The sequence below is a fragment of the Jannaschia seosinensis genome (assembly GCF_001408515.1).
Lineage (GTDB): Bacteria > Pseudomonadota > Alphaproteobacteria > Rhodobacterales > Rhodobacteraceae > Jannaschia > Jannaschia seosinensis.
Window position 1 is genome coordinate 1 of record NZ_CYPR01000019.1, and the last position, 19,565, is coordinate 19,565.

Here is a 19,565-nt window from a genome sequence, read left to right on the forward strand (position 1 = left end):
TGCTTCCAGTGCTCGGCCGGGAAGTCGTAGAAGGCCAGCAGCTCGTCACGGTCTTTCACCAGCTTGGCCACAGCCTTCTCGTACTTCGCGCCGTAGATTTCGACGAAGAGATCGAAGGCGGCATTCGCCTCCTTCTTCGTCTCGGCCATCCAGATGTCTTGCAGATCGGCCTTGACCCTTTCATGCATGGATTTGGGGGTCGCGCCCAGCACATTGGCGGTCTTGTGAACCCAACATCTCTGCTCGCGCGTGTCGGGGAAGACATCCCGCAGGGCCGTCCAGAACCCGAGCGCACCATCGCCTGTGGCCAGTTCCGGGGGCACAGTCAGGCCGCGCTTCTTCAGCCCTTTCAGCAGGTCGCACCAGCTGTCGGCATTCTCACGGAACCCGTCTGTGATGGCGAGAATGTCCTTCTCGCCGTATTCGTCGGCGCCAATAATCACCAACATACATTGGCGATCGCCGTCCAGGCGTGGCGTGAAGTAGACCCCATCCGCCCAGATGTAGACGTAGCGCTTGCCCGTGAGATCGCGCTTGCGCCAGGCCTCGTACTCCTCCCACCACGCGGCCTTCAGACGCGTGATGGTCGAGGACGACAGCCCCTCGGCATCAGGTCCGAGGAGCGCCGCCAGTGCCTCGCTGAAGTCGCCCGTCGAGATGCCCTTCAGGTACAGCCAAGGTAGCAACTCCTCGACCGACTTCGCCTTGCGCAAATACGGCGGTACCAGCGCCGAGCGGAACTTGATCTTGCTCCCATCTTCATTGCGGCCGCGATCGCGCACGCGCGGGACCTGCACAGGAATGGTCCCGATCCCGGTCATCATCTCGCGCTCGGGCAGAAAACCATGGCGCACAAGACGCTGGCGGCCCTCCTCGTCCAGAAGATGCGCATGCTCGGCGAGGAAGGCGGATACCTCCGCCTGAACCGCCGTTCGCAGAAGCTCCTTGGCCCCAGCTTGGATTACCTCGGTCAACGGATCCGCAGAAAATTCCGATGGCAGTTCGAACGGGACAACGGTAGATTTGGCCATGGTGGCATATCCTTTCTCTTTTGAGACTGACGGCGCGTGAACACCGCCATGATATGCCGCCTACTTCAGGCCATCACCAACTTTCGGACATAACTCGCCGTGGAAGTTCGACACGAAGAGCGTGGTATTCAAAGGCCAGTAGGGTTCTTCGGAATAATAGACCTTTCCAATGGTCCCATAGCGCCCGGTGACAACACCGGGGCCTTGCTTGGCCGGAACTGCGTGGAAGGCTTCGGCTCCTGATGATGAGATAATCGGAACCTGCCCTTCACGACGTTCCTTTTTGGGAAGGTCGAACCCACGTTGGAGCGTCATGATTTCCCCGAGAGGCTTCTCGGTCCAGCTTGAGGTCATTGCGCGAACCCCATGGCGCGCAGGAGATCGGCCACCTTGCTTTCGAGCGCGCCAAAGTTCTCAGTCAATTCCCGCAGCGTGTGCCCATACCGCTCCGTCAGCACCCGCACGCGGGCGGTCAGATGCTCCGTCCGCGCCTCGATCTCGGCCTCGATCAGCCCGGCGATGTCGGTCAGCCATTTGTCATCCACGACCAACGAGCGGATCTCGTCCTGGGTCAGATCGGGATATTTCTTCAGCGTGGCCTCGATCAGCGCCTCCTCGGCTTCCTTGACCGCCTTCTTTGCCGCCGTCTCGGCCGTCATCAGCTTGGCCACCTGCTTTAGCAGTTTCGCCTCCTCCGGCTCGACCGCGCTGTCCTTCATGCGCGCCTTGACCGAGGCTGCCGTCAGCTTGCCCGCCTCGGTCAGCGCATCGGCCAGCAGCCCGCCCTCGGCCCCGTGTTCCTCGACCAGCTCTTCGATCTCGCGGCCCAGTTCTTCGGCCTTGGCCTGCGCATCCTCCAGCTCCTGCTGCATCTGAGGGAAGAAGTGGGCGACGATCAGCCGGGGCGGGACAACATCAGCCACAAGGCGCACCTTGTTCACGGTCAGGTCGGCCTCTTCCAGCCATTTGACCTTGTTGCCATCGACCTCCTTGCGGGCCTCGCGCAGCTCCTTCGCAGCCTCCCAGCCGTCGTGGGCGATGATGAAGACATCGTCCTGCATCACCTCGGCCCAGTAGGCCATGAGCCGCTGATAGGCCTCGTATTGGTCGATGAGCGGCGCCTCTGCGAAGCGAGTCAGCATGTCCTCGGCGATGGTGTGGATCAGCGCCTTGGGCTTGTCTCCCACCTGTATGCCATCCATGAGCGGCGCGTTCTGCCCGGCCCAGCCGTCGAGGATGGCGTGGATTCGGTCGCGGAAGGCGCCGAACTCGGGATGGTTGCGGATGGTAGTCCGGACCTCCTCCGGCTCGACCAGCGGATCGGAATAGCCCGGGCGCGGGTTCGGTCCGAAGAGCGTGGCGCGGATGCCGGGCATTACCTCCCAGAAATTGGCCAACAGGTCGATATCGCGGTTCGGGACGCCGCCTTTCAGGTGCGCTTCGATGTCCTGAAGATCCTCGGGATCGGAGCCGTCGATGTAGCGCGGGATGTTCAGGTTGAAGTCATTGCGCGTAATCTCGGCGTAGGGAACGAGACAGGAGTAGCCGGGGAGTTCGGCCTGCCGGGTGTAGGCGTCGGCGATCTTGTGGATGTCCCGTTCGCGCAGGCGATTCTTGTTGCCGTCCTTCATGAAGCCCCGCGAGGCGTCGATCATGAAGACGGGCCGCTCGGCACAGGCGGCGGACTTGTCCAGCACGATGATCGAGGCGGGGATGCCGGTGCCGTAGAATGAGGTTAGCCGGCAGGCCGATGATCGCCTTGATGTAGCCGCGCTTGAGGATCTTCTCCCGCAGCTCTGCTTCTTTGTTGCCCCGGAAGAGCACGCCGTGGGGGAGGATGACGGCGCCCGAGCCGGTGGCCTTCATGGAGCCGAGGATGTGCAGCAGGAAAGCGAAGTCGCCGTTCTTGTCGGGCGGCATCCCGAGGTCGAACCGCCCGAACCTGGTGTCGCTGGTGAGACCCGATCCCCACGCCTTGGCCGAGAAGGGCGGGTTGGCGACTAGGAAGTCGAACGTCTGGAGCTCTGTCTCGGACGCCTTGAACTGCGGCTCGCCGATCACGTCGCCCTGGGCGATCTCGGCGTCCTCCCGCCCGTGCATGATCATGTTCATCTTGGCGAGGCCGCGAGTGGTGATGTCCATCTCCTGGCCGTAGATGGTCAGGCTGACATCGGCGGCGTCAGCGGCCTTCAGCAGGAGCGAGCCCGAACCGCAGGTGGGGTCGTAGACGGTCTGCTTCGGCCTGGTGGCGCGGTCCACGCCCGCCACGGCGGCGACGACACGCGAGACCTCGGCGGGCGTGTAGAACTGGCCCTTGCTCTTGCCGGACTCGGTCGCGAAGTTCCGCATCAGATACTCGTAGGCGTCGCCCAGGATGTCGTCGCCATCCGCCCGGTTGCGGCTGAAGTTCAGCTCCTCGCGGCTGAAGATGTTGATGAGGGCGGTGAGCGTGGTGACCATCTTGGCGCCGCGCCCGAACTTCTCGGTGTCGTTGAAGTAGGCCCGGTCGATGACGTTCTTGAGGTCGTTCGCCTCGGCGATCCCCGCGATGGCCTTGTCGATGCCTTCACCGATGTCCTTGGTGCCGCGCAGCTTCCGGATGTCCTCAAAGGAGCAGCCCTCGGGAACTTCGATCAGGGCATCCTGCTGACCCGCCCGGTCGGAGACGTACTTCACGAAGAGCAGTGTGAGGATGTAGTCCTTGTAGAGCGACGCATCCATGCCGCCCCGAAGCTGGTCGCAGCTGTCCCACAAGGATCGGTAGATGTCACTTTTCTTGATTGCCATGCCGCGCCTCAATTCCAATGCCTTGACGGGTCTCGCACCTCGTACAGCTTTGTGAAAGTGCCCCGGCAAGGCTGGGACCTGCAAGCACTGTCCAGCCCGCTTCGCTGAGCGGGGTCCTCGTCGGAGTAGTTCGGCAAGAGAAGAGGCTATCCGTTATCCGACAGCGAATGTTCGATTTCCGTTCCATCTCGCCGAGCGCGACTGTCATCGAAGTGTTCAGCTGCCTGCCCGAAGAATTTGCGTCTTTTCGAAGACTTACAAGCTATTCACCAAATCCGGGCAGTCATCAGGTCCGGAGAATATCGGCCCTGAGAGACCGCTTCGGGGGCTCTTGGCGACCGAGCCGGTGCTCAGCCTCACCCACATAACCCTTGAATATAACAAGAAAATCCGGCCGCGGCCGGATCGGGAGAACGCTTTCGCAGTGGCAAGTGGCGGAGGGGATGGGCCTGATTTCCAACCTTCTCCACCTTAAGTCATTGTTTTCATTAATCTCGAATTACGCGTCGCGCTTCGTCCGTCCGTGATCGCGCGCGCCGAAGTCCCATTCGGTAAAGCGAGCCCCGAACCGTTGGTGTCCTTCTCGGATCAATGCGCGTGTGGATTTTGCCCGGCCGCCAGCGCGAGGTGATGGGCTTGGTGATGCATGCCCACCGTCATCACGCCAATGAACCCGAGGGCCCTGAAGCGGTCAGGGTCGGCGCCGGTCACGACCAAGGCCGCGCCACCCGGGATCTCCGCCGCCTGCATGGTCCAGCCCTCGACACCATCCATCGTCGCTGCGTGGGACGAGACCATGGCGCGGATCGAGCTGGTGACGCCCGCGTCCGCCGAAGTCGCCTCGAAGCGGGCACCGCCGTCGATCTCCTCGACGCGGACGCGGGCGCGGAGCGTCACGTTGTCCATGTCGATCAGATGCTGGCGAAGCGCCTCGATATCGACGCGGCTCCAGTCCGTCTCCGGATCCGCCATCAGCTGCGCGACAATCTCCTGAATGGCAGCGAAGGCGGATTGTCCCCCCTCCATGAGCTCTGCGGGCAAGGCGTCCGCGTTCATCCCGTGGCCGCCGCGGGACATCCCGGGCACATGCCGCATCCCGCCATGCTGACCGGCCGCATCCTGAGCCAGCGCGAGACCGGGCGACGCAAGAAGGGTGACGACTAACGCAAAACGGATCATGGGGCCTCCAGTGGGTGCATAGCCCCCTTGTTGCAGAGGATTGCCGATAGCCATATGATCAAGATCATGCCGACGTCGATTTCCTTGCTTTTTCAGGATGCCGGCGACACCGGGCTTGCCGCTGGTGAGACGCTTTTCGCAGCGGGCGAAGATGTCGCCAACATCTACATGGTGCGCTCCGGCAGAGTGCATCTGCATCGCCACACGACGCATGGCGCGCAAATGGTTTTGCAGAACGCGGGTCCGGGCGGGGTCGTCGCCGAAGCCTCAGCATATTCATCCCGGTATCACTGCGATGCCGTCGCCGCCGAGGAAAGCGTCGTCGCAGGCTTGCCGAAATCCCGCTTTCTGAGCGCGCTCGCGGATGATCCAGCGATTGCCGCAAGTTGGTCCGCCATGCTGGCGCGCAGTGTTCAAGCTGCAAGGTTCAGGTCAGAGATCCGCTCCTTGCCGAAGGTCGCGGATCGCCTCGATGCCTGGCTTGGAGAAGGAAACAGCCTGCCCGAGAAGGGCCGCTGGCAGGAGGTGGCCGCCGAATTGGGCATAACGCGGGAAGCGCTCTATCGCGAATTGGCGCGGCGCCGAACAGAGAACCGCGCATGACTTTCGCTTGGTATCTGATCGCGGCATTCGCGGAGAAGCGGGATGCTTCGCCTTCTGGACGTGGGCGCGGCTGGACAAGTCACTGTTCTGGCTGATCCCGGGCATCGCCAGTCTCGCGCTGTTCGCCTGGGTACTCACGCGCGCCAACACCGCCTTGGCGGGGCGCACCTATGCCGCCTACGGCGGGGTCTACATTGCGAGCTCGATGCTCTGGATGTGGCTGGTCGAAGGGCGTCGGCCCGACCGGTGGGACGCCGCTGGCCTCGCGCTCTGCCTGATTGGCAGCGCGGTGATCCTCTTGCCGCAACGAAGCTGATGGGTGGCCAAGCCGCGCGGCAGTCCTCAGACGGCACGGCGACGACCTCGGCGTGGCATCCATCGGTGGAATCTGTTAAAGAACACGACATGAACAACGTGAGATTTTTTGACGGGCTCGTAGAGCGACTGCAGCGAACCGGGATCAGCGCGGACACGCTTCGTCCCACCGGCGCGCTGATGTGGCGCGGCGTTCTACTTGGGACGGCGCTCTATCTTGTTCTCGGCGAAGATCCCGAAGCCAACCTGAAGCTCAACGGCGTTTCCTACATCGTCGCCCTCGTATGGGCCTATTATGACGGCTTGTTTGCCAGAAGGCTTTGGTCGATGGCCTTTGTGGAGGCGATCTTCCTGCATATTCTGGGCGTCCAGGTCGGCAATCTGCTCGCAGCGATCTTCGGCAATCCGCTGCTCGGGACATGAAAAGTGGCGGCCACCGAGAGAGCCATCTGCCTCTCAGCTCGCTGACCTACATCAGGACTCTGCATGAACGGTCGCTTGGTGAAGGTAGCGCGTTGCGGCATGAGATATGGTCCCTCGTGGAGGTCGACGGGGAACGCAAGGTTCTCTTCGAGGCTCAGAGCCCCGGAAAAACTGGCGCTTCGCAGCCCATAGAGCAACGACTGATGACCTTGAGGGAGGCGCTCCGCGGACCGCGAGCGGCTGCACGACAGATCTGGCTGGCACTCGAGGACTGACCTGCGACCCGCATTCGGTGTTGCAAAGCCGACGCCTGGCTCATTCTCCGCGTTGCGGAGGAATGGCGAGGACATCGATCTGCGCTGTCTTGAGCACCTGCTCCGTGACGCTTCCGATGAGCATCTTGGCCAGTCCGCTTCGACCATGGGTGGACATCACGATCAGGTCAGCGTGCTCTTCGGTGGCCGCCTTCAGGATCTCGTGCGGTGCTTGCGAAGCCTCGTAACGCACGATCTGTCGTAGCCGAGCGAGATTCGTCGAGGAGAGGAATCGAGCAAGTTCGAGAGCAGCGTCCCGCTGTTCATCCTCGAGATAGTGTTTCTGATCATCTTTCGGGATCGAATGACTGAAGGCGAGACGGAGCGCAGGAGCATCAAATACATAAATCAGCGACGTTCGCGCATGGTCGCCAAGTCCCAGCGCCTGGAACCTCAGCAACGCGTCGCGCGAGCCATCGGACAGGTCAGTCGTCTGCAGCACGTGGCGGTAGTGCCCGGCCGGCGTGGCGTTCGCCATCAGGACCGGGCACTCCACCGACCGGATCGTCCGCTCTGCCGTGGTGCCGACAAACACGTCCCTGAGCACCTGCCGTCGATGCGACCCGATCACCAGAATGTCGGGCGCTGCGTCCGCCACCGCCTGAGCGATGCCGACGAAGGGAGATGCGAGGATGACGCGCGGCTCGCACGCCACGCCATCGACATCCCGAAGCGTTGCAGCCATCTGGCGCAGAAGCGTCGAGGCCTCGTCCCACTCGACGTCCACAATCCGGCGCGGCTGATCGTCGTCGACGACATGGATCAGGAGCATGGCGGCTTCGAACTGGCGGGCCAGCAGAGTCGCGCGCCGCAGCGCCCGATCCGACCGTTCCGAAAGGTCCGTTGCCACCATGATTGTCTTCATCGTCTCCGGTCCCGGGCCTCACTTCTGGGAGCGACGCGCTGCGACGCGTCAAGCTCTGTCTGAATCATCTGATCTGCTCTATAATACGCTATCTTAAGCCAAACTCGGTGAAAAGGCGCCAGCATGTCACGCGAGCAATATCGGACCGTGAAGGAGGTCGCGGACCTTCTGCGGGTCAACGAGGTCACAGTACGACGCTGGATCAAGGACGGCGAGCTCAGGGCGATCGATATCGGCAAGGGATGGCGGATCGGCCCGGACGACCTCGACGCCTTCCTCGAAGGTCACGCGACGCGGCCCGCCGACAGGCCCAATGGCGGCACGGACACATCTCCGGAGGAGTCAGCAGCACAGAAGACGAAGGAACAGAAGAATTGATGGAGGTGATTGTTCAGTCGCCGTTTGCGGAGATCGCCGCGCTTCTCGTGCTTGCCGCAGTTATCGGGTTTCTCGGGATCATCCTGCGCCAGCCGCTGATCGTGAGCTTCATCGCGGTCGGCCTGATCGCAGGTCCCTCGGCGCTGGACCTGGTCCGGTCGGACGAGCAGATCAGCCTGCTTTCCGAACTCGGGATCGCGGTGCTTCTGTTCCTCGTCGGCATCAAGCTCGACGTGAAGCTCATCCGCTCTCTCGGGGCGGTGTCGTTGTTGACCGGGCTGGGCCAGGTCGCGTTCACGTCGATCTTCGGCTACCTGATCGGGCTCGCGCTCGGGCTCGGGCATGTCACCAGCCTCTACGTCGCCGTGGCGCTGACCTTTTCTTCGACGATCATCATCGTGAAACTGCTGTCGGACAAGCGCGAGATCGACAGCCTGCACGGCCAGATCGCGCTGGGCTTCCTGATCGTGCAGGACCTCGTCGTCGTTTTGGCGATGATCGTGCTCTCGGCCATCGGGATCGGCGCGGCCGGTGACGGCGGCCGTGGCGGCGGGTCGGTCCCGATCGTGCTGGCCTCGGGCGTGGCGATGGTGGCCCTCGTCATCCTCTTCGTCCGCTATGTCGCAAATCCGCTGACCGAGCGGCTGGCGCACGCGCCGGAGCTTCTCGTGATCTTCGCCATCGCCATGGCGGCGATGTTCGCGGCGGCCGGCGACATCGTCGGCCTCGGCAAGGAGGTGGGCGGCCTGCTGGCCGGCGTCGCGCTCGCCTCGACGCCCTATCGCGAAACCATCGCGGCGCGGCTCGCACCTCTGCGCGACTTCCTTCTTCTCTTCTTCTTCATCGCGCTCGGCTCGGCGCTCGACCTGTCGCTACTCGGCGCGCATGTGACCGGTGCCATCGTCTTTTCGCTGTTCGTGCTGATCGGCAACCCGCTCATCGTTCTGGCGATCATGGGGGCCATGGGCTACCGCAAGCGCACCGGTTTCCTCGCCGGCCTGACAGTCGCGCAGATCAGCGAGTTTTCCCTCATCTTCGTGGCCATGGGGGTGTCGCTCGGCCATGTGCAGGAAGACGCGCTCGGCCTCGTCACCATGGTCGGGCTCGTGACCATCGCCGCCTCGACCTACATGATCACCTACTCCCATCAGCTCTATTCCGTGTGCGAGCCGCTGCTCGGCGCGTTCGAGCGCAAGGGTACGCCGCGCGAGCCATCCGAGGCCGGGTCGCATCGCGAGGACGGCTACAAGGTGATAATATTCGGGCTGGGCCGGTTCGGCACGGCGATCGGAATGCGCCTGAAGAAGCGGGGCATCCGGGTGCTCGGGGTCGACTTCAACCCTCTGGCTGTGCGTCGCTGGCGCGAACTGGGGCTCGAAACAGAGTTCGGCGACGCGACCGATCCGGAATTCGTGGCCGAACTTCCACTGGCGCGGGCGGAATGGATCGTCTCGACCGTGCCGATCCACCCGACAGGCCTCAGCCACGAGGACACGCGCACGACGCTGATCCAGCTCACACGCACCTCCGGCTTCCGCGGGCGCGTGGCCGTGGGCTCGCATCATCCCAAGGACACAGAGGAACTCTTCGCCTCCGGCGCGGACATGGTGCTGGAGCCATTCCAGGATGCCGCTGACCGGGCAGTGGATCTCCTTTGCGGCGCCCCGGAGGAAGAGCGGACCGAGATCCCGTCCATCGAAACGGAAGAGAAGCAGGCATCCTGATCCATGAGTTCATCATGACCGGTCGACCGAGTTTTCCGGGTCGGATTTCGCGAATGCGAAGATCATCGGCCGCCCACGACCGAGGACGGGCACAACGTCATCGAGTTCGACGCGACGCTGGACTGAGGTGACGCCGTCGCGCGATCCTCATTCCGCGCGCGCGACGGTGGTGCCTTAGAACAGGTCGTCCGGGTCGACCCCGCGCTTCTCGGCGCTTGCGCGGACGGCGTCCTGCAGGGCTGCGCTGCGGTCCAGCAGGCGGCGGAACCGCGCCTCGTCGAGCACGAGCAGCGTCGAGGGGGCGATGGCGCGCACCTCGGCGCGGCGGGCCTTCTTCATCAGGATTGCCATCTGACCGAACATCTCACCCCGCCCGAGCCGCCAGGTCTGCCCGGCGGTTTCCAGTTCCACCGCCCCCGAGGCAATGAAGAAAACGCTCCTGGCGGCGCTGTCCTTGCGGATGATCACCTCGCCGGCATTGACGTAGCGCGTCTCGAGCGCACGGCCGAGTCGCTTGAGCACGGCATCGTCGATCTCGGCGAAGAGCGGGAATTGCCGGACCAACTCTGCCCGCTGCAGCGCGATGTCGAGATGCGGGCGTTCCTCAGCGACGGCCCGGCGCGCATCGAGGTCCTGCATCAGCGCAGTGTAGACCTCGGCGCCGATCAGCCCGTCCTCGCGCATCGCCGTGTATTCCCGCTCCTCGAGCCGAAGGGTCGTTCGCCTGATGAAGCGGCGCTCCAGTTTCTCGGCATAGCCCGGGTATTGCAGGCGCAGCCCCTCAAGCGCGGTTTCCACCGTCTCGATCCGCCGGGCGAGCAGCTCGTGAAGCAGGTCCGCCACCCGCCGGCCGTGAATGCGCCGGATGCGCCCGTCGATGAAGGTGCCCAGATCGCGCAGGATCAGCCGCTGCGAGAGCAGCAGCTCGAACCGGTCGGCGGTCATGCGCGCCAGCGGCCCGGACAGGCGCAAACGACCGTTCAAAAGCACGGCGACACGGAACCCCCGACCATAGGCGACGCTGCGCCGCGCCGCGCGGTTGTAACCGCTTCGCCCCTGGCTGCGCGCGCCCTCGATCAGCCGGTCGGCATCCGACAGGATTTGTTCGGCCATGCGCGCCGAGATCGTCCGGTCGCGCACGCGCTCGATGATCGTGTCGCGCTCGTGACCCGCGACCGCAATCAGGCCGAGCGTGACCCGGTCGCGGTCGAGGATGTCGGCGCTGTCCTCCGCCGATTTCACGGCCGCGTCCAGGCGCACGCCGAACCGCTTGGCCTCGGACCGCACGGTATCGTGGCTCAGCTCGTAGTTCTCGGTGGTGCGCGCCACGTCCTCGCGCACCGTCTGTAGCGCCACGGCGACCACCTGCCGCGACAGCGCCTGGTCGATCGGCGACAGGCGGTCGAGGCCGAGCCAGCCGATCATGGTCCTCAGCGTCGTGCCCTGCACGATGAGGGTGAAGAGCGTGAAACCCGTGGCGAGGATGCCCACGACGCGGCTGATCTCATCCGGCACGCGAAAGCTTTCTGTCACCGCCAGCGCCAGAGCCAGCGTCACAGCGCCCCGCAAGCCGCCCCAGAGGATCGCCACCCGGTAGGGCCGTTCCACCTCGGGGGAAAGCTTCAGCGCGGTCAGCAGCGGCAGAAGCCCGAACAGGATCACTGCCCGAGCGGCGATGGCGGCGAGGATCACCACGCCGACCAGCACAAAATCCTCAAGCCGCACCTCCTCGAGAAGTCGCGGGATCAGCAGCGCGGCGAGAATGAAGATCAGCGCCCCGGCCCAATGCGCCAGCACGTCCCAGATCTCGCGCAGGTTCGCCCAAGCCTGCGGCGGCAGGCGCCCGGGTCCGGTCAGGTTCAGCGTCAGCCCCGCGGCCACCACGGCGATGACGCCCGAGGCGCCGATGCTTTGCTCCGCTCCGATATAGGCGAGGTAGGGCAGCGCGATCGAAATCGAGATCTGAGCCAACTCATGCCGGCTGAAGAGCGCCATCATCCAGACCGCCACCCGCGCCGCCAGCCAGCCCGTGAACGCGCCGCCCGCGATCAGGACCGGAAATCGCGACAGCGCCTCGTCAAGGTCGGGATCCGGCATCCCCAGCATCACAAAGCCCATGAACACGCCGAAGAGCGCGATCGCCGCGGCGTCGTTCAGAAGACTCTCGCCCTCGATGATCCGCGCGAGCCTGCGGGGCGCAGAGATCGAGCGGAAGATGGTGACCACCGCGGACGGGTCGGTCGTGGACACGATCGCGCCAATCAGCAGGCAAGCCGCGAGCGGCAGCGCGCTCGCCCAAGCGAGGGCGTAGCCCACGCTCAGCGTCGCAACGACCACGGCCACGACCGCGAGCACGAGGATCGGCACCCAGTCGTCCAGAATCCGGCGCAGGTTCATCCCCAGCGTCGCCTGGAACAGCAGCGTCGGCAGGAACACGTAAAGAAAGACGTTGGAGCGGATCGGCAGCCCGAGAATGGCCTCGGCCACGGGGTTGAGCGCGTCGGTCAGCTCCGTCCGCAGGAAGAAGATCGCCCCCGCACCGATCAATATGCCGAGCACGGCGAGGATCACACTGTAGGGCATACGAAGGCGCGCGGCGAGCGGCTCCGCCGCGCCGATAACGAGAAACAGGGACGCGATGACAGTGGTGACCAGAACGATATCCATAATCCTGAAATAGCTGGAAATTCAGGCGCGGGGAATCGGCAGGGCTCGATTGTCGCCAAGAAGGGCAAGATTTCCTCGTATTGGCGCTCGATCCGCTTCCGCCGATGGCGAACTGCGCCTGTGAGAAACCTGCCTATGGTCGCCGTTTAGGCAGCAGTCCGGTCATTATCTCGCAGCGGCGTTGCTCCGGCAGCGATGTCCGGAACCCAATCAGGGCTACTGTGCGCAACGATCACCTACCTAAGCCGGTCGTACCCGTCCCTCGGCAGGCGCGGAGCTGATCTCTTACGACAGCATAATCGCTCAGCATCTCCGCGATCGACGAGCCTTGCGGCAGCATCCCCAGTTCCTCGGCCGCCCGTGCCTGGAACTCGCGGCCATACTCGACCACCGGTGGGCACGCCGCGAGCCTGCCCGACTCAGAACCGTCCGTCGCGCAGCCGCTGAGCAAGCTCGTTGCGATCGCGAGGACGGCGAGCCGCCGCATCCAGCATCCGGCGTTGGACATCATTGGTCTTCTCCAAGGTTCCGAGACGTTCGGCGAGGCGGCCCGTGCGTTCGCCGGAGCGCCGGAGTGCGAGCAGGAACAGTAGTACCGCGAGCGCGAAGGCGCCGTAGCGCAGCGCCGCCCGCATCCACAGGCTCGTGGCGATCCCGCCGAGCAAGGTGCCGATCACCGCCGCCCCCGGCGCCAGTCATCGAGCCGGGCGTAGATCGTGACCGCGATGCCGCCGAGCGCCACTGCGATGAACACCCAGCGGAGCGTGTCGAGATATGGCACGAGCGGCAGGATGGCGGACTGGGTCTCGGCCAGGACGCTCTGCGCGACCTCCACGCCCGCAGCACCCAACGTCGCCACACCGGCCGCCCCGCCGCCCTTCATGGTGCGGCTGTCGGCCAGCACTTCGCGCGCGGGCGGCGTCTCGGCTGCAAATGCTGTCGCCCGGACCGGGAACCGCTCGCCCCACTGACGCGCGGGCCCAAGGTCGATATGGATGAACCCCGAGCGCGGATAGAAGCCGAAGCCGAGGAATCCGACCTCGCGCGCCGCCGCCTCGAACGCCACCGGGTCGAGGTTCGTCATGGCGATATCGAAGGCGCCGCCGTCCATGTGCTTCGACCGGGTGGCGCCGCCAACGGCACGGTTGTGCTCGGGGCTGCGATAGGCCGAGCGCACGATCAGCGGCTTGCCCAGCCGGTCGCGCAGCGCTTGCAGCTTGTCGAGCGCGGGTTCGTTGATGAGCAGCTTGCCGGTGCCGCGGCAGGCGATCTCGGCGGGCGAGAAGTTGGGCCAGCGCCAGGTGCCCTCAGGCAAGTCGCGCCAATGGCGGTGGAAGGTCGTGGTCATGAGAATCCTCCGAAAACGAAAAACCCGCCTCAAGGGCGGGCGCGGTTGGGCTGATGGATGGGATGGTGAGCGGCTACGGGCTGCCGCCGAAGATCTTGAGCTTGATGGCGATGCCCGCGAGCAGCGCCAGCATGACGCCAGTGGTGATCATGCGGACGGCGGTCTGCATCGCCGTGCGCCGCACCAGACGAATGCAATCCACGAGGGAGCGCAGATCTCGGATGTCGAGCGCGGCCTCGTCGCCGTCGAGACCGACATCGGCCAGCGCGCGTTTCGCGCCTTCCTCGGCCGCCCGCGCGAGGATCGCCTCGAACTCCGGCTCGGGCATGCGGACGTGGCCCTGATCGTTGCGGCGTACCGTCATGGCATCCTCCTCGTCAGCCGATCTTCGCGCCCCAGAAAGAGGTGTGGTTGGCGGCGAAGTAGCCGTCGGCCGCGCGGAAGTACCCTTGGAGTTCGACGGTGTCGCCCGCTGTCAGCGGCACCATGGTCTGCAGCCAGAGCGCCGTGGCATCGGAGACGTGAGCCCCGCTGATCTCCCCAAATGAGCCGCGGATCTCAGTCCCGCCGTTCAGCACGAGCCGCCCGCTCATGCGCGCCGCGGTGCTGGCGTTGATCTTGTAGAGCAGCGTCGCGCCGAAGAGGTAGGTGCCGTCCACAGGCGCCACGTAGTGGTTGTTCGCGGCGTCGAAGGCCCCCTGATCGTTGTAGTCGGTGTTGTTGAGGCCGATCTTCGTCCAGGTCCCGACGCCGACATAGTTGTCGTAGTTGGTCCATGCCTTGAACCGCGGGAGCCGGGGCTGGTCGACGATGCCGTTGGCGTTGTCGACGCTGAGCCCGTCGAAGAAGGTGCTGCCGTCGGCCGAGACCGCGAGCCGGAAGCGGTCTGAGCCGAACAGCCCGACCAGCGCCTTGGTCACGAAGCCGGTCTGCAACGTCAGCCCGAGATCGTCGCCAGCGGCCTCCTTGTTCATGGTGTAGAACAGATCGCCGGTCCCGCCCTCGGCCACGGTCTTCGCCGTCCAGAGCGCGGCGTTGAGCTTGGCCGAGAACGGGTTCGCGGCGCCCGCCGTGGTGCCGAGCCCCAGCAGCGCCATGTTCTGCAGCGCCGTGGGTGTCGTTCCGATCCAGGCTGCACCGTCGTAGACGAGCAACAGGCCCTCGTCCTCGACCCACGCCCGCCAGCCGGTCCGGGGTGGCAGACGCAGCCACGCGCCATCGGTCCAAAGCGCGACGTTCAGATCCCAGCCCGCCCAGTCGCCCGTTGCGCCGGAGGCGACGATGTATCGGTCGCCGTCGGCGGGGCTTCCGGGTGGCGCGGTCAGGTCCCGGTCGAGGACGGAGAGCTGCACGAGTCCGTCGAGGATCCTCAGCGCCTCGTTTTGGGTGACGTGCTTCTGGGCCTGCGCCGCCAGGATGTAGGGCAGCAGCAGATGGGTCGTGGCATCGGACATGGACGGTCTCCAGAACGAAGAAGGCCGCCTGCATGGCAGGCGGCGAACAGTGGCGCAGCGGTGGTGCTGACGAGCTACCCGCGCTCGGGCGTCTTCCCCGGAATCGCGGACAGAACTGGGTCGGGTTTCGCCGCGTCCCACTTCGCGGTCATCGCGGCCCAGCGATCAATTTCGGCACGGAAGGCCGGGTCATCGATCCGCAGATGGAAGGTGTAGAGCCGATCGACAATCTCGCGCATGAGCGCGCGCATCTCGTCGTCATCGATCCGAGAGACCTCGGACCAGGGAATGCGGTTGCCCTCTGCATCTTGGACGATGACGTCGCTGCCGTCACCGGTGCGCGAGATGGGCGTCCGGCCCGCATGCAGGGCCTCCAACTGCGTGTTGCGCACGCAGGCCACGGCCATCACTCTGGCAAGCTGGGCTGCTATACGGTCTTCGTCTTCAGGGCGCATGACCCAAGCTTACGCCGCAGGATGCGTGCACTTCCAGAACTCATTGCATGCCTCAAAAGGTCAGCGTGACGGTCTTGGGCGCGCCCCGCCCGACGAGGGCGGAGAGCTGGAAGATGCGGATGTCGAGCGTGTCGCCCGGGCCGAGCGCCGCGCCCCAGTCGGCGGTCTGCTGGGCGGCGGTGTAGACCGCGCTGGTGGTGTCCGTGCTCAGCACCCGCTTCACGGTGACACCGTCGATGATCTCGACCTCGTAGGCCTCGGTCTCCTCGGCTATCGGCACCTCGAGCCCGCCCCAGCTGTCGGCCGCGAGCGCGCGGGACCGGCGCGTCCAGCGGAGCGTCAGATCGCCGGACGTGCGAGGCCTGCGCCACGGCTGCTCGACATGGGCGACCGAGAACGGCCGCAGCCCCACGCCCACCGGCATGAATGCCTGCGCCACATAGGTCTCGTGGCTGACCGGACGGCTTGCGGGGCCGATGCGCCAGTTCCAAGGAATGCCGAGATCGGCCTCGGCGATTGGCAGCGAGGCGAGACTGTCGTCGAGCACCACGACCCGCGCGCCGGCGGGCGTCGGATTGCCCATGGCGCTTTCGGTGCCGCGCTGGCCGCGCAGGAGCCGGGTCAGCCGATACCGGCCGGGCGCGAGCAGCTCGGCCGTGCTCGCCTGCACGATCTCCCACACCCCCGGCGCGCTCTCGATGGCCAGCGCGTTCGCTCCGCCAAACAGCGTCAGGTCGGTGACGCTCTCCAGCGTGCCGGTCAGCAGATCGACCACCAGCGCGTTGCCGACATCGAAACGCGAGGTGGGGCCCGGGTAGAAGTCGGAGACCAGTGCCCCCATCCGGGCGCGGGACTGAGCCGTGGTCAGCAGTTCGAACCCGTCCGTCGACGGACTGCGGAACACCGCCATCTCGCCCGGCCAGGGAACCGCGTGCGCGGCGATCAGCGGCCGATGCGCGGGCTGGTCTTCGGTCAGCTGCGGCAAGTCCATCAATATCGCATCCGGCGCGCCGAACACCACGGCCCGCGTCAGCGACGCCGCACGGGGATCGCCGGGCGGCAGGTCATAGCTCGCCCGGTCCTGATGGACGGACTCGATGCCGCGTGCCTCGGCGTCGGCGATAGAGACGAGCCGCAGATCGACCAGCCGTCCGTCATGCGCGAGTCGGATCGCGTCGGCCGGATCGAGGGCGAGGCGCGAGGGCGGCAGACGGAAGGCCGCGGTCTCGCGCCCCACCCACGCCTCCATCAACGCGCGACGGCAGCGGCGCTCGGCCTCCTCGGATGGCACAGCCATCGGGAAGGACTCCGAGGCGATCCGCGTCGTGTCCACGGTGATGCGTTGCGCCTCGACGAGGGCCACGTCGTAATCCTCGTCCGCCCGCGCGATCTGCCACTTCAACGCCTGCGGCAGTTCCGTTTCCTGGCCGCGCGTCAGTTCCAGCAGGTCGCCCTCGCGGGCGGCGACCAGATCGTCGGGCCCGAGGGTAGCGACGGACGCCCGCCCGCGCATCACGAAGCGGATCACGCCCTCGGTCTCGACGGCGTCGAAGCCGAAATGGCGCGACAGCGTGGTGATCGAGGCGCGCGGGCTTTCCAGCGCGGTGATGGCGTAGCCCTCGACCGCGCCCCAGAGGCCGGAGACGTCGATCCTCGACTCGGGCATCCCGGCCCGCAGGCAGAGGTGCCGGACCAGCGCCGCAAGCGACACCGCGCCGAGCCGCCCCGTCAGCCAGTGGCCGAGCCGCCAGTTCGCCCCGTCCGTCCAGACGTCGGTCAGCGCCGGGAAGAACGGATAGGGCCGTGCGTCCCAGGTCCAGGCGGCGCATTCGGGCACCTGCACCATGCGGTCGCCGTAGACGCCAGAGATCGGATTGTTGGCGGCCTCGCCCCACCAGAGATAGGTCGCCTCGAGATAGGCACGCTGGATGGCGTCATCGCGCCAGCCCCGCGAGAAATGCGGCGTGAAGCTCTCGGACGATTTCGGATCGAAGAAGACATTGGGCTGGTTCGTGCCCCGGTCGATGGCGGGACAGCCGAGCTCGGTGAACCAGATCGGCTTGGAGTGTGGCGCCCACGCCGTCGGCGTCGCGCTCTCCACCCCGCCCGGGCGATCGTAATGCGCGTTCGACCACCAGGCGCGCAGATCCTTGTAGCGGAAGACCCACGGCTTGCTGACCGCACCATCCGTGATCGGCGTGCGGACCTGCGCGGTGCGATCCGCTGCGCTGGCGTAGAACCAGTCGAAGCCTTCGCCGCCCGCGATGTTTGCCTGCAGGTAGGCCCGGTCGTAGATCGCGGGCCAGCCCTCGGCCGCATCCGCGTGTTCGAACCCGTCGCGCCAGTCCGACAGCGGCATGTAGTTGTCGATGCCGACGAAATCGATCTCCGGATCGGCCCAGAGCGGATCGAGATGGAAGAACACATCGCCGCTGCCGTCGCCGGGCTGGTGCCCGAAGTATTCCGACCAGTCGGCGGCGTAGCCGATCTTCGTGCTGGCACCGAGGATCGAGCGCGCATCCGCGAGCAGGTCCCGATACGCCTGCACGGCCGGATATGTGGCCGCGCCCGACCGGATCGTCGTCAGCCCCGGCATCTCGGTGCCGATGAGGAAGGCGTCCACGCCGCCCGCCGCCGCGCAGAGATGGGCGTAGTGCAGCACCATGCGCCGCAGGCCCCAGTCGCCGGGCGTGCCTGTCCACGAAACCGTCTGACCCGAGACGCTGAAGCTGGCGGGCGTGGCCGCGCCGAACAGCGCAGCGACCTGGCTTGCGGCCGTGGCGGTCTTGTCCACGGTCCCCGCGAAACCAGCGGCAGGCGAACAGGTGATCCGCCCACGCCAGGGGAACGCGGGCTGACCTGCCTCGGCGGCGTTGTCCGAATACGGGTTCGGCAGCGTGTTGCCGGGAGGGACGTCCATCAGGATGAACGGATAGAAGGTCACCCTCAGCCCGCGCGCCTTCATCTCCTGGATCGCCTGCACCACGGCGAAGTCGGACGGCGTGCCGCCATAGACCGGACGATCCTCTGCATCCCGGCTGACGAGGAAGGCGCTGGCCCGGCTGATGCCATTGACCGACCAGCTGGCGGGCGTGGTCGACTTGGCCGAGACCTCGACGCCGGGCCGCACCTTGCAGGACCCTGCACGCAGATCGTCGCCGAACCAGGCAACGACGAGGCTGACGCTCTCGACCGCAGGCGCCATCGCCTGCAGCCGGTCCAGCGCTTCGACCATGTCGGTGGAGTCGGCCAGAGCGTTCAGGTTCTCGGGCACCGTCGCGCCGCCATCGGTCTTGCGGATGGCTTGCGTCGCGTAGGTGAATTCGCCGGATGCCGGGATCATGGTGACGGCGCGGGTCAGCCCCTCGGCGGTGTCGGGATCGGCCAGTGGGCGGAACACCTCGAAGGAGAGCTGCGGCAGGCGGTTGCCGTAGGTCGAGAGCGCCAGCTCCTCGAAGACCACATAGGCGGTGCCGCGATAGGCGGGCGTGTTGGCGGAGCCCATCTTCGCCGCGATGAACGGATCGGGGCTCTGCACCTCGTCGCCGGGATACCAGCGCCACGTGACGCCGGAGAGGTCCATCGGCTTGCCGTCCGCCCAGATGCGGCCGATCCCGGTGATCGGGCCCTCGCACAAGGCCACCGCGAAGCTGGCATAGTACAGATACTCCGTCGTTTTGACCTTTCCGCCCCCGCCGCCCTTGCCGCCGCCCTGCGTGGTGGTCTTCGTCTCCTCGCGGAAATCCGTCGCCCAGATGATGTTGCCGCCCATCCGCATCCGGCCATAGAGCCGCGGGATCACCGCGCCTTCGGTGGCCGAGGTGATGCGCAGCGTGTCGAGCCGCGCACCCTCGATGCGCTGCGTGGGCGCCAGCGACGAGATGATCCAGCTGTCGACGACCGAGCCGATACTAGAGCCGATGAAACCGCCGATGGTCGCGGCGCTGACGCCGAGGATCGCGCCGCCGATGCTGCCGCCAATGGCGGCGCCAGCGGCACCAAGAACGAGCGTTGCCATGGTC

General features: G+C 65.8%; 17 protein-coding genes and 1 pseudogene. 5 read left to right on the forward strand and 13 right to left on the reverse strand.

The annotated features are described in order from the left end of the window. From JSE7799_RS01880 to JSE7799_RS01890, 5 genes and pseudogenes are all read right to left on the reverse strand, one after another. On the reverse strand, positions 1 to 1,031 hold a 1,031-nt coding region (locus JSE7799_RS01880), incomplete at its 3' end, for an IS256 family transposase (RefSeq protein WP_055662091.1). A 60-nt stretch (positions 1,032 to 1,091) separates the two neighbouring features. Continuing rightward, positions 1,092 to 1,346 (reverse strand): restriction endonuclease subunit S domain-containing protein, encoded by a 255-nt coding sequence (locus JSE7799_RS20260; protein ID WP_144431513.1) that lies wholly within the window; start codon positions 1,344 to 1,346, stop codon positions 1,092 to 1,094. Between the two features lie 35 nt (positions 1,347 to 1,381). Next, entirely contained in the window at positions 1,382 to 2,728 is a 1,347-nt protein-coding gene (locus JSE7799_RS21500) for an N-6 DNA methylase (protein ID WP_245624767.1), read from the reverse strand. Positions 2,729 to 2,771: 43 nt separating this feature from the next. Beyond that, a pseudogene (locus JSE7799_RS21205) lies at positions 2,772 to 3,818 on the reverse strand (type I restriction-modification system subunit M); the annotation flags it as partial. A gap of 588 nt (positions 3,819 to 4,406) precedes the next feature. Continuing rightward, the gene (locus JSE7799_RS01890) at positions 4,407 to 4,997 is read right to left on the reverse strand and encodes a hypothetical protein (RefSeq protein WP_055662092.1); all 591 of its coding nucleotides are present in this window, start codon (positions 4,995 to 4,997) and stop codon (positions 4,407 to 4,409) included. Positions 4,998 to 5,051: 54 nt separating this feature from the next. On the opposite strand from JSE7799_RS01890, the gene JSE7799_RS01895 reads away from it, so the two are divergent. From JSE7799_RS01895 to JSE7799_RS01905, 3 genes are read left to right on the forward strand one after another with little or no spacing between them, the layout of a single operon-like run. Further along, positions 5,052 to 5,600: a Crp/Fnr family transcriptional regulator gene (locus JSE7799_RS01895; protein WP_055662093.1), complete on the forward strand. Its 549-nt coding sequence runs from the start codon at positions 5,052 to 5,054 to the stop codon at positions 5,598 to 5,600. A 7-nt stretch (positions 5,601 to 5,607) separates the two neighbouring features. Then, positions 5,608 to 5,916 (forward strand): YnfA family protein, encoded by a 309-nt coding sequence (locus JSE7799_RS01900; RefSeq protein WP_055662094.1) that lies wholly within the window; start codon positions 5,608 to 5,610, stop codon positions 5,914 to 5,916. Continuing rightward, the gene (locus JSE7799_RS01905) at positions 5,916 to 6,338 is read left to right on the forward strand and encodes a hypothetical protein (protein ID WP_144431514.1); all 423 of its coding nucleotides are present in this window, start codon (positions 5,916 to 5,918) and stop codon (positions 6,336 to 6,338) included. The genes JSE7799_RS01900 and JSE7799_RS01905 overlap by 1 nt, the downstream gene beginning before the upstream one ends. Positions 6,339 to 6,653: 315 nt before the next feature. Here the strand turns inward: JSE7799_RS01905 and JSE7799_RS01915 are convergent, their stop codons facing one another. Further along, positions 6,654 to 7,517 (reverse strand): universal stress protein, encoded by an 864-nt coding sequence (locus tag JSE7799_RS01915; RefSeq protein ID WP_055662097.1) that lies wholly within the window; start codon positions 7,515 to 7,517, stop codon positions 6,654 to 6,656. Between the two features lie 123 nt (positions 7,518 to 7,640). Between JSE7799_RS01915 and JSE7799_RS01920 the strand changes: the two genes are divergently transcribed. Both JSE7799_RS01920 and JSE7799_RS01925 read left to right on the forward strand, forming a co-directional pair. Then, positions 7,641 to 7,895 (forward strand): helix-turn-helix domain-containing protein, encoded by a 255-nt coding sequence (locus tag JSE7799_RS01920; RefSeq protein ID WP_083480149.1) that lies wholly within the window; start codon positions 7,641 to 7,643, stop codon positions 7,893 to 7,895. Next, positions 7,895 to 9,619 carry a cation:proton antiporter gene (locus JSE7799_RS01925; protein WP_245624768.1) on the forward strand — a complete coding sequence of 575 codons (1,725 nt, stop codon included), beginning with the start codon at positions 7,895 to 7,897 and terminating at the stop codon, positions 9,617 to 9,619. The genes JSE7799_RS01920 and JSE7799_RS01925 overlap by 1 nt, the downstream gene beginning before the upstream one ends. Positions 9,620 to 9,793: 174 nt before the next feature. Here JSE7799_RS01925 and JSE7799_RS01930 read toward each other — a convergent pair whose 3' ends face one another. The 7 genes from JSE7799_RS01930 to JSE7799_RS01960 form a co-directional block, all read right to left on the reverse strand. Next, positions 9,794 to 12,286, reverse strand: coding sequence for a cation:proton antiporter (locus JSE7799_RS01930; RefSeq protein ID WP_055662099.1), 2,493 nt, complete (start codon positions 12,284 to 12,286; stop codon positions 9,794 to 9,796). A gap of 419 nt (positions 12,287 to 12,705) precedes the next feature. Further along, a complete protein-coding gene (locus JSE7799_RS01935) occupies positions 12,706 to 12,963 on the reverse strand; it encodes a hypothetical protein (protein WP_055662100.1) in 258 nt (85 codons plus the stop codon). Further along, the gene (locus JSE7799_RS01940; protein ID WP_055662101.1) at positions 12,960 to 13,634 is read right to left on the reverse strand and encodes a YcbK family protein; all 675 of its coding nucleotides are present in this window, start codon (positions 13,632 to 13,634) and stop codon (positions 12,960 to 12,962) included. The genes JSE7799_RS01935 and JSE7799_RS01940 overlap by 4 nt, the downstream gene beginning before the upstream one ends. Positions 13,635 to 13,707: 73 nt before the next feature. Then, positions 13,708 to 13,998 (reverse strand): DUF6127 family protein, encoded by a 291-nt coding sequence (locus tag JSE7799_RS01945; protein ID WP_055662102.1) that lies wholly within the window; start codon positions 13,996 to 13,998, stop codon positions 13,708 to 13,710. Between the two features lie 13 nt (positions 13,999 to 14,011). Continuing rightward, positions 14,012 to 15,088 carry a DUF2793 domain-containing protein gene (locus tag JSE7799_RS01950; RefSeq protein ID WP_055662103.1) on the reverse strand — a complete coding sequence of 359 codons (1,077 nt, stop codon included), beginning with the start codon at positions 15,086 to 15,088 and terminating at the stop codon, positions 14,012 to 14,014. Positions 15,089 to 15,162: 74 nt separating this feature from the next. Then, positions 15,163 to 15,543, reverse strand: coding sequence for a hypothetical protein (locus tag JSE7799_RS01955; RefSeq protein ID WP_055662104.1), 381 nt, complete (start codon positions 15,541 to 15,543; stop codon positions 15,163 to 15,165). Positions 15,544 to 15,595: 52 nt separating this feature from the next. Beyond that, positions 15,596 to 19,561, reverse strand: a complete 3,966-nt coding sequence (locus tag JSE7799_RS01960; protein WP_055662105.1) for a baseplate multidomain protein megatron — start codon at positions 19,559 to 19,561, stop codon at positions 15,596 to 15,598. Between the last annotated feature and the right edge of the window lie 4 nt (positions 19,562 to 19,565).

Excerpts from the sequence above, each read along its gene's own strand:
- JSE7799_RS20260 (WP_144431513.1), bottom strand. The coding sequence starts at position 1,346 with ATGACGCTCCAACGTGGGTTCGACCTTCCCAAAAAGGAACGTCGTGAA.
- JSE7799_RS01890 (WP_055662092.1), bottom strand. The coding sequence starts at position 4,997 with ATGATCCGTTTTGCGTTAGTCGTCACCCTTCTTGCGTCGCCCGGTCTC.
- JSE7799_RS01895 (WP_055662093.1), top strand. The coding sequence starts at position 5,052 with ATGATCAAGATCATGCCGACGTCGATTTCCTTGCTTTTTCAGGATGCC.
- JSE7799_RS01905 (WP_144431514.1), top strand. The coding sequence starts at position 5,916 with ATGGGTGGCCAAGCCGCGCGGCAGTCCTCAGACGGCACGGCGACGACC.
- JSE7799_RS01915 (WP_055662097.1), bottom strand. The coding sequence starts at position 7,517 with ATGAAGACAATCATGGTGGCAACGGACCTTTCGGAACGGTCGGATCGG.
- JSE7799_RS01920 (WP_083480149.1), top strand. The coding sequence starts at position 7,641 with ATGTCACGCGAGCAATATCGGACCGTGAAGGAGGTCGCGGACCTTCTG.
- JSE7799_RS01925 (WP_245624768.1), top strand. The coding sequence starts at position 7,895 with ATGGAGGTGATTGTTCAGTCGCCGTTTGCGGAGATCGCCGCGCTTCTC.
- JSE7799_RS01930 (WP_055662099.1), bottom strand. The coding sequence starts at position 12,286 with ATGGATATCGTTCTGGTCACCACTGTCATCGCGTCCCTGTTTCTCGTT.
- JSE7799_RS01940 (WP_055662101.1), bottom strand. The coding sequence starts at position 13,634 with ATGACCACGACCTTCCACCGCCATTGGCGCGACTTGCCTGAGGGCACC.
- JSE7799_RS01945 (WP_055662102.1), bottom strand. The coding sequence starts at position 13,998 with ATGACGGTACGCCGCAACGATCAGGGCCACGTCCGCATGCCCGAGCCG.
- JSE7799_RS01950 (WP_055662103.1), bottom strand. The coding sequence starts at position 15,088 with ATGTCCGATGCCACGACCCATCTGCTGCTGCCCTACATCCTGGCGGCG.
- JSE7799_RS01955 (WP_055662104.1), bottom strand. The coding sequence starts at position 15,543 with ATGCGCCCTGAAGACGAAGACCGTATAGCAGCCCAGCTTGCCAGAGTG.
- JSE7799_RS01960 (WP_055662105.1), bottom strand. The coding sequence starts at position 19,561 with ATGGCAACGCTCGTTCTTGGTGCCGCTGGCGCCGCCATTGGCGGCAGC.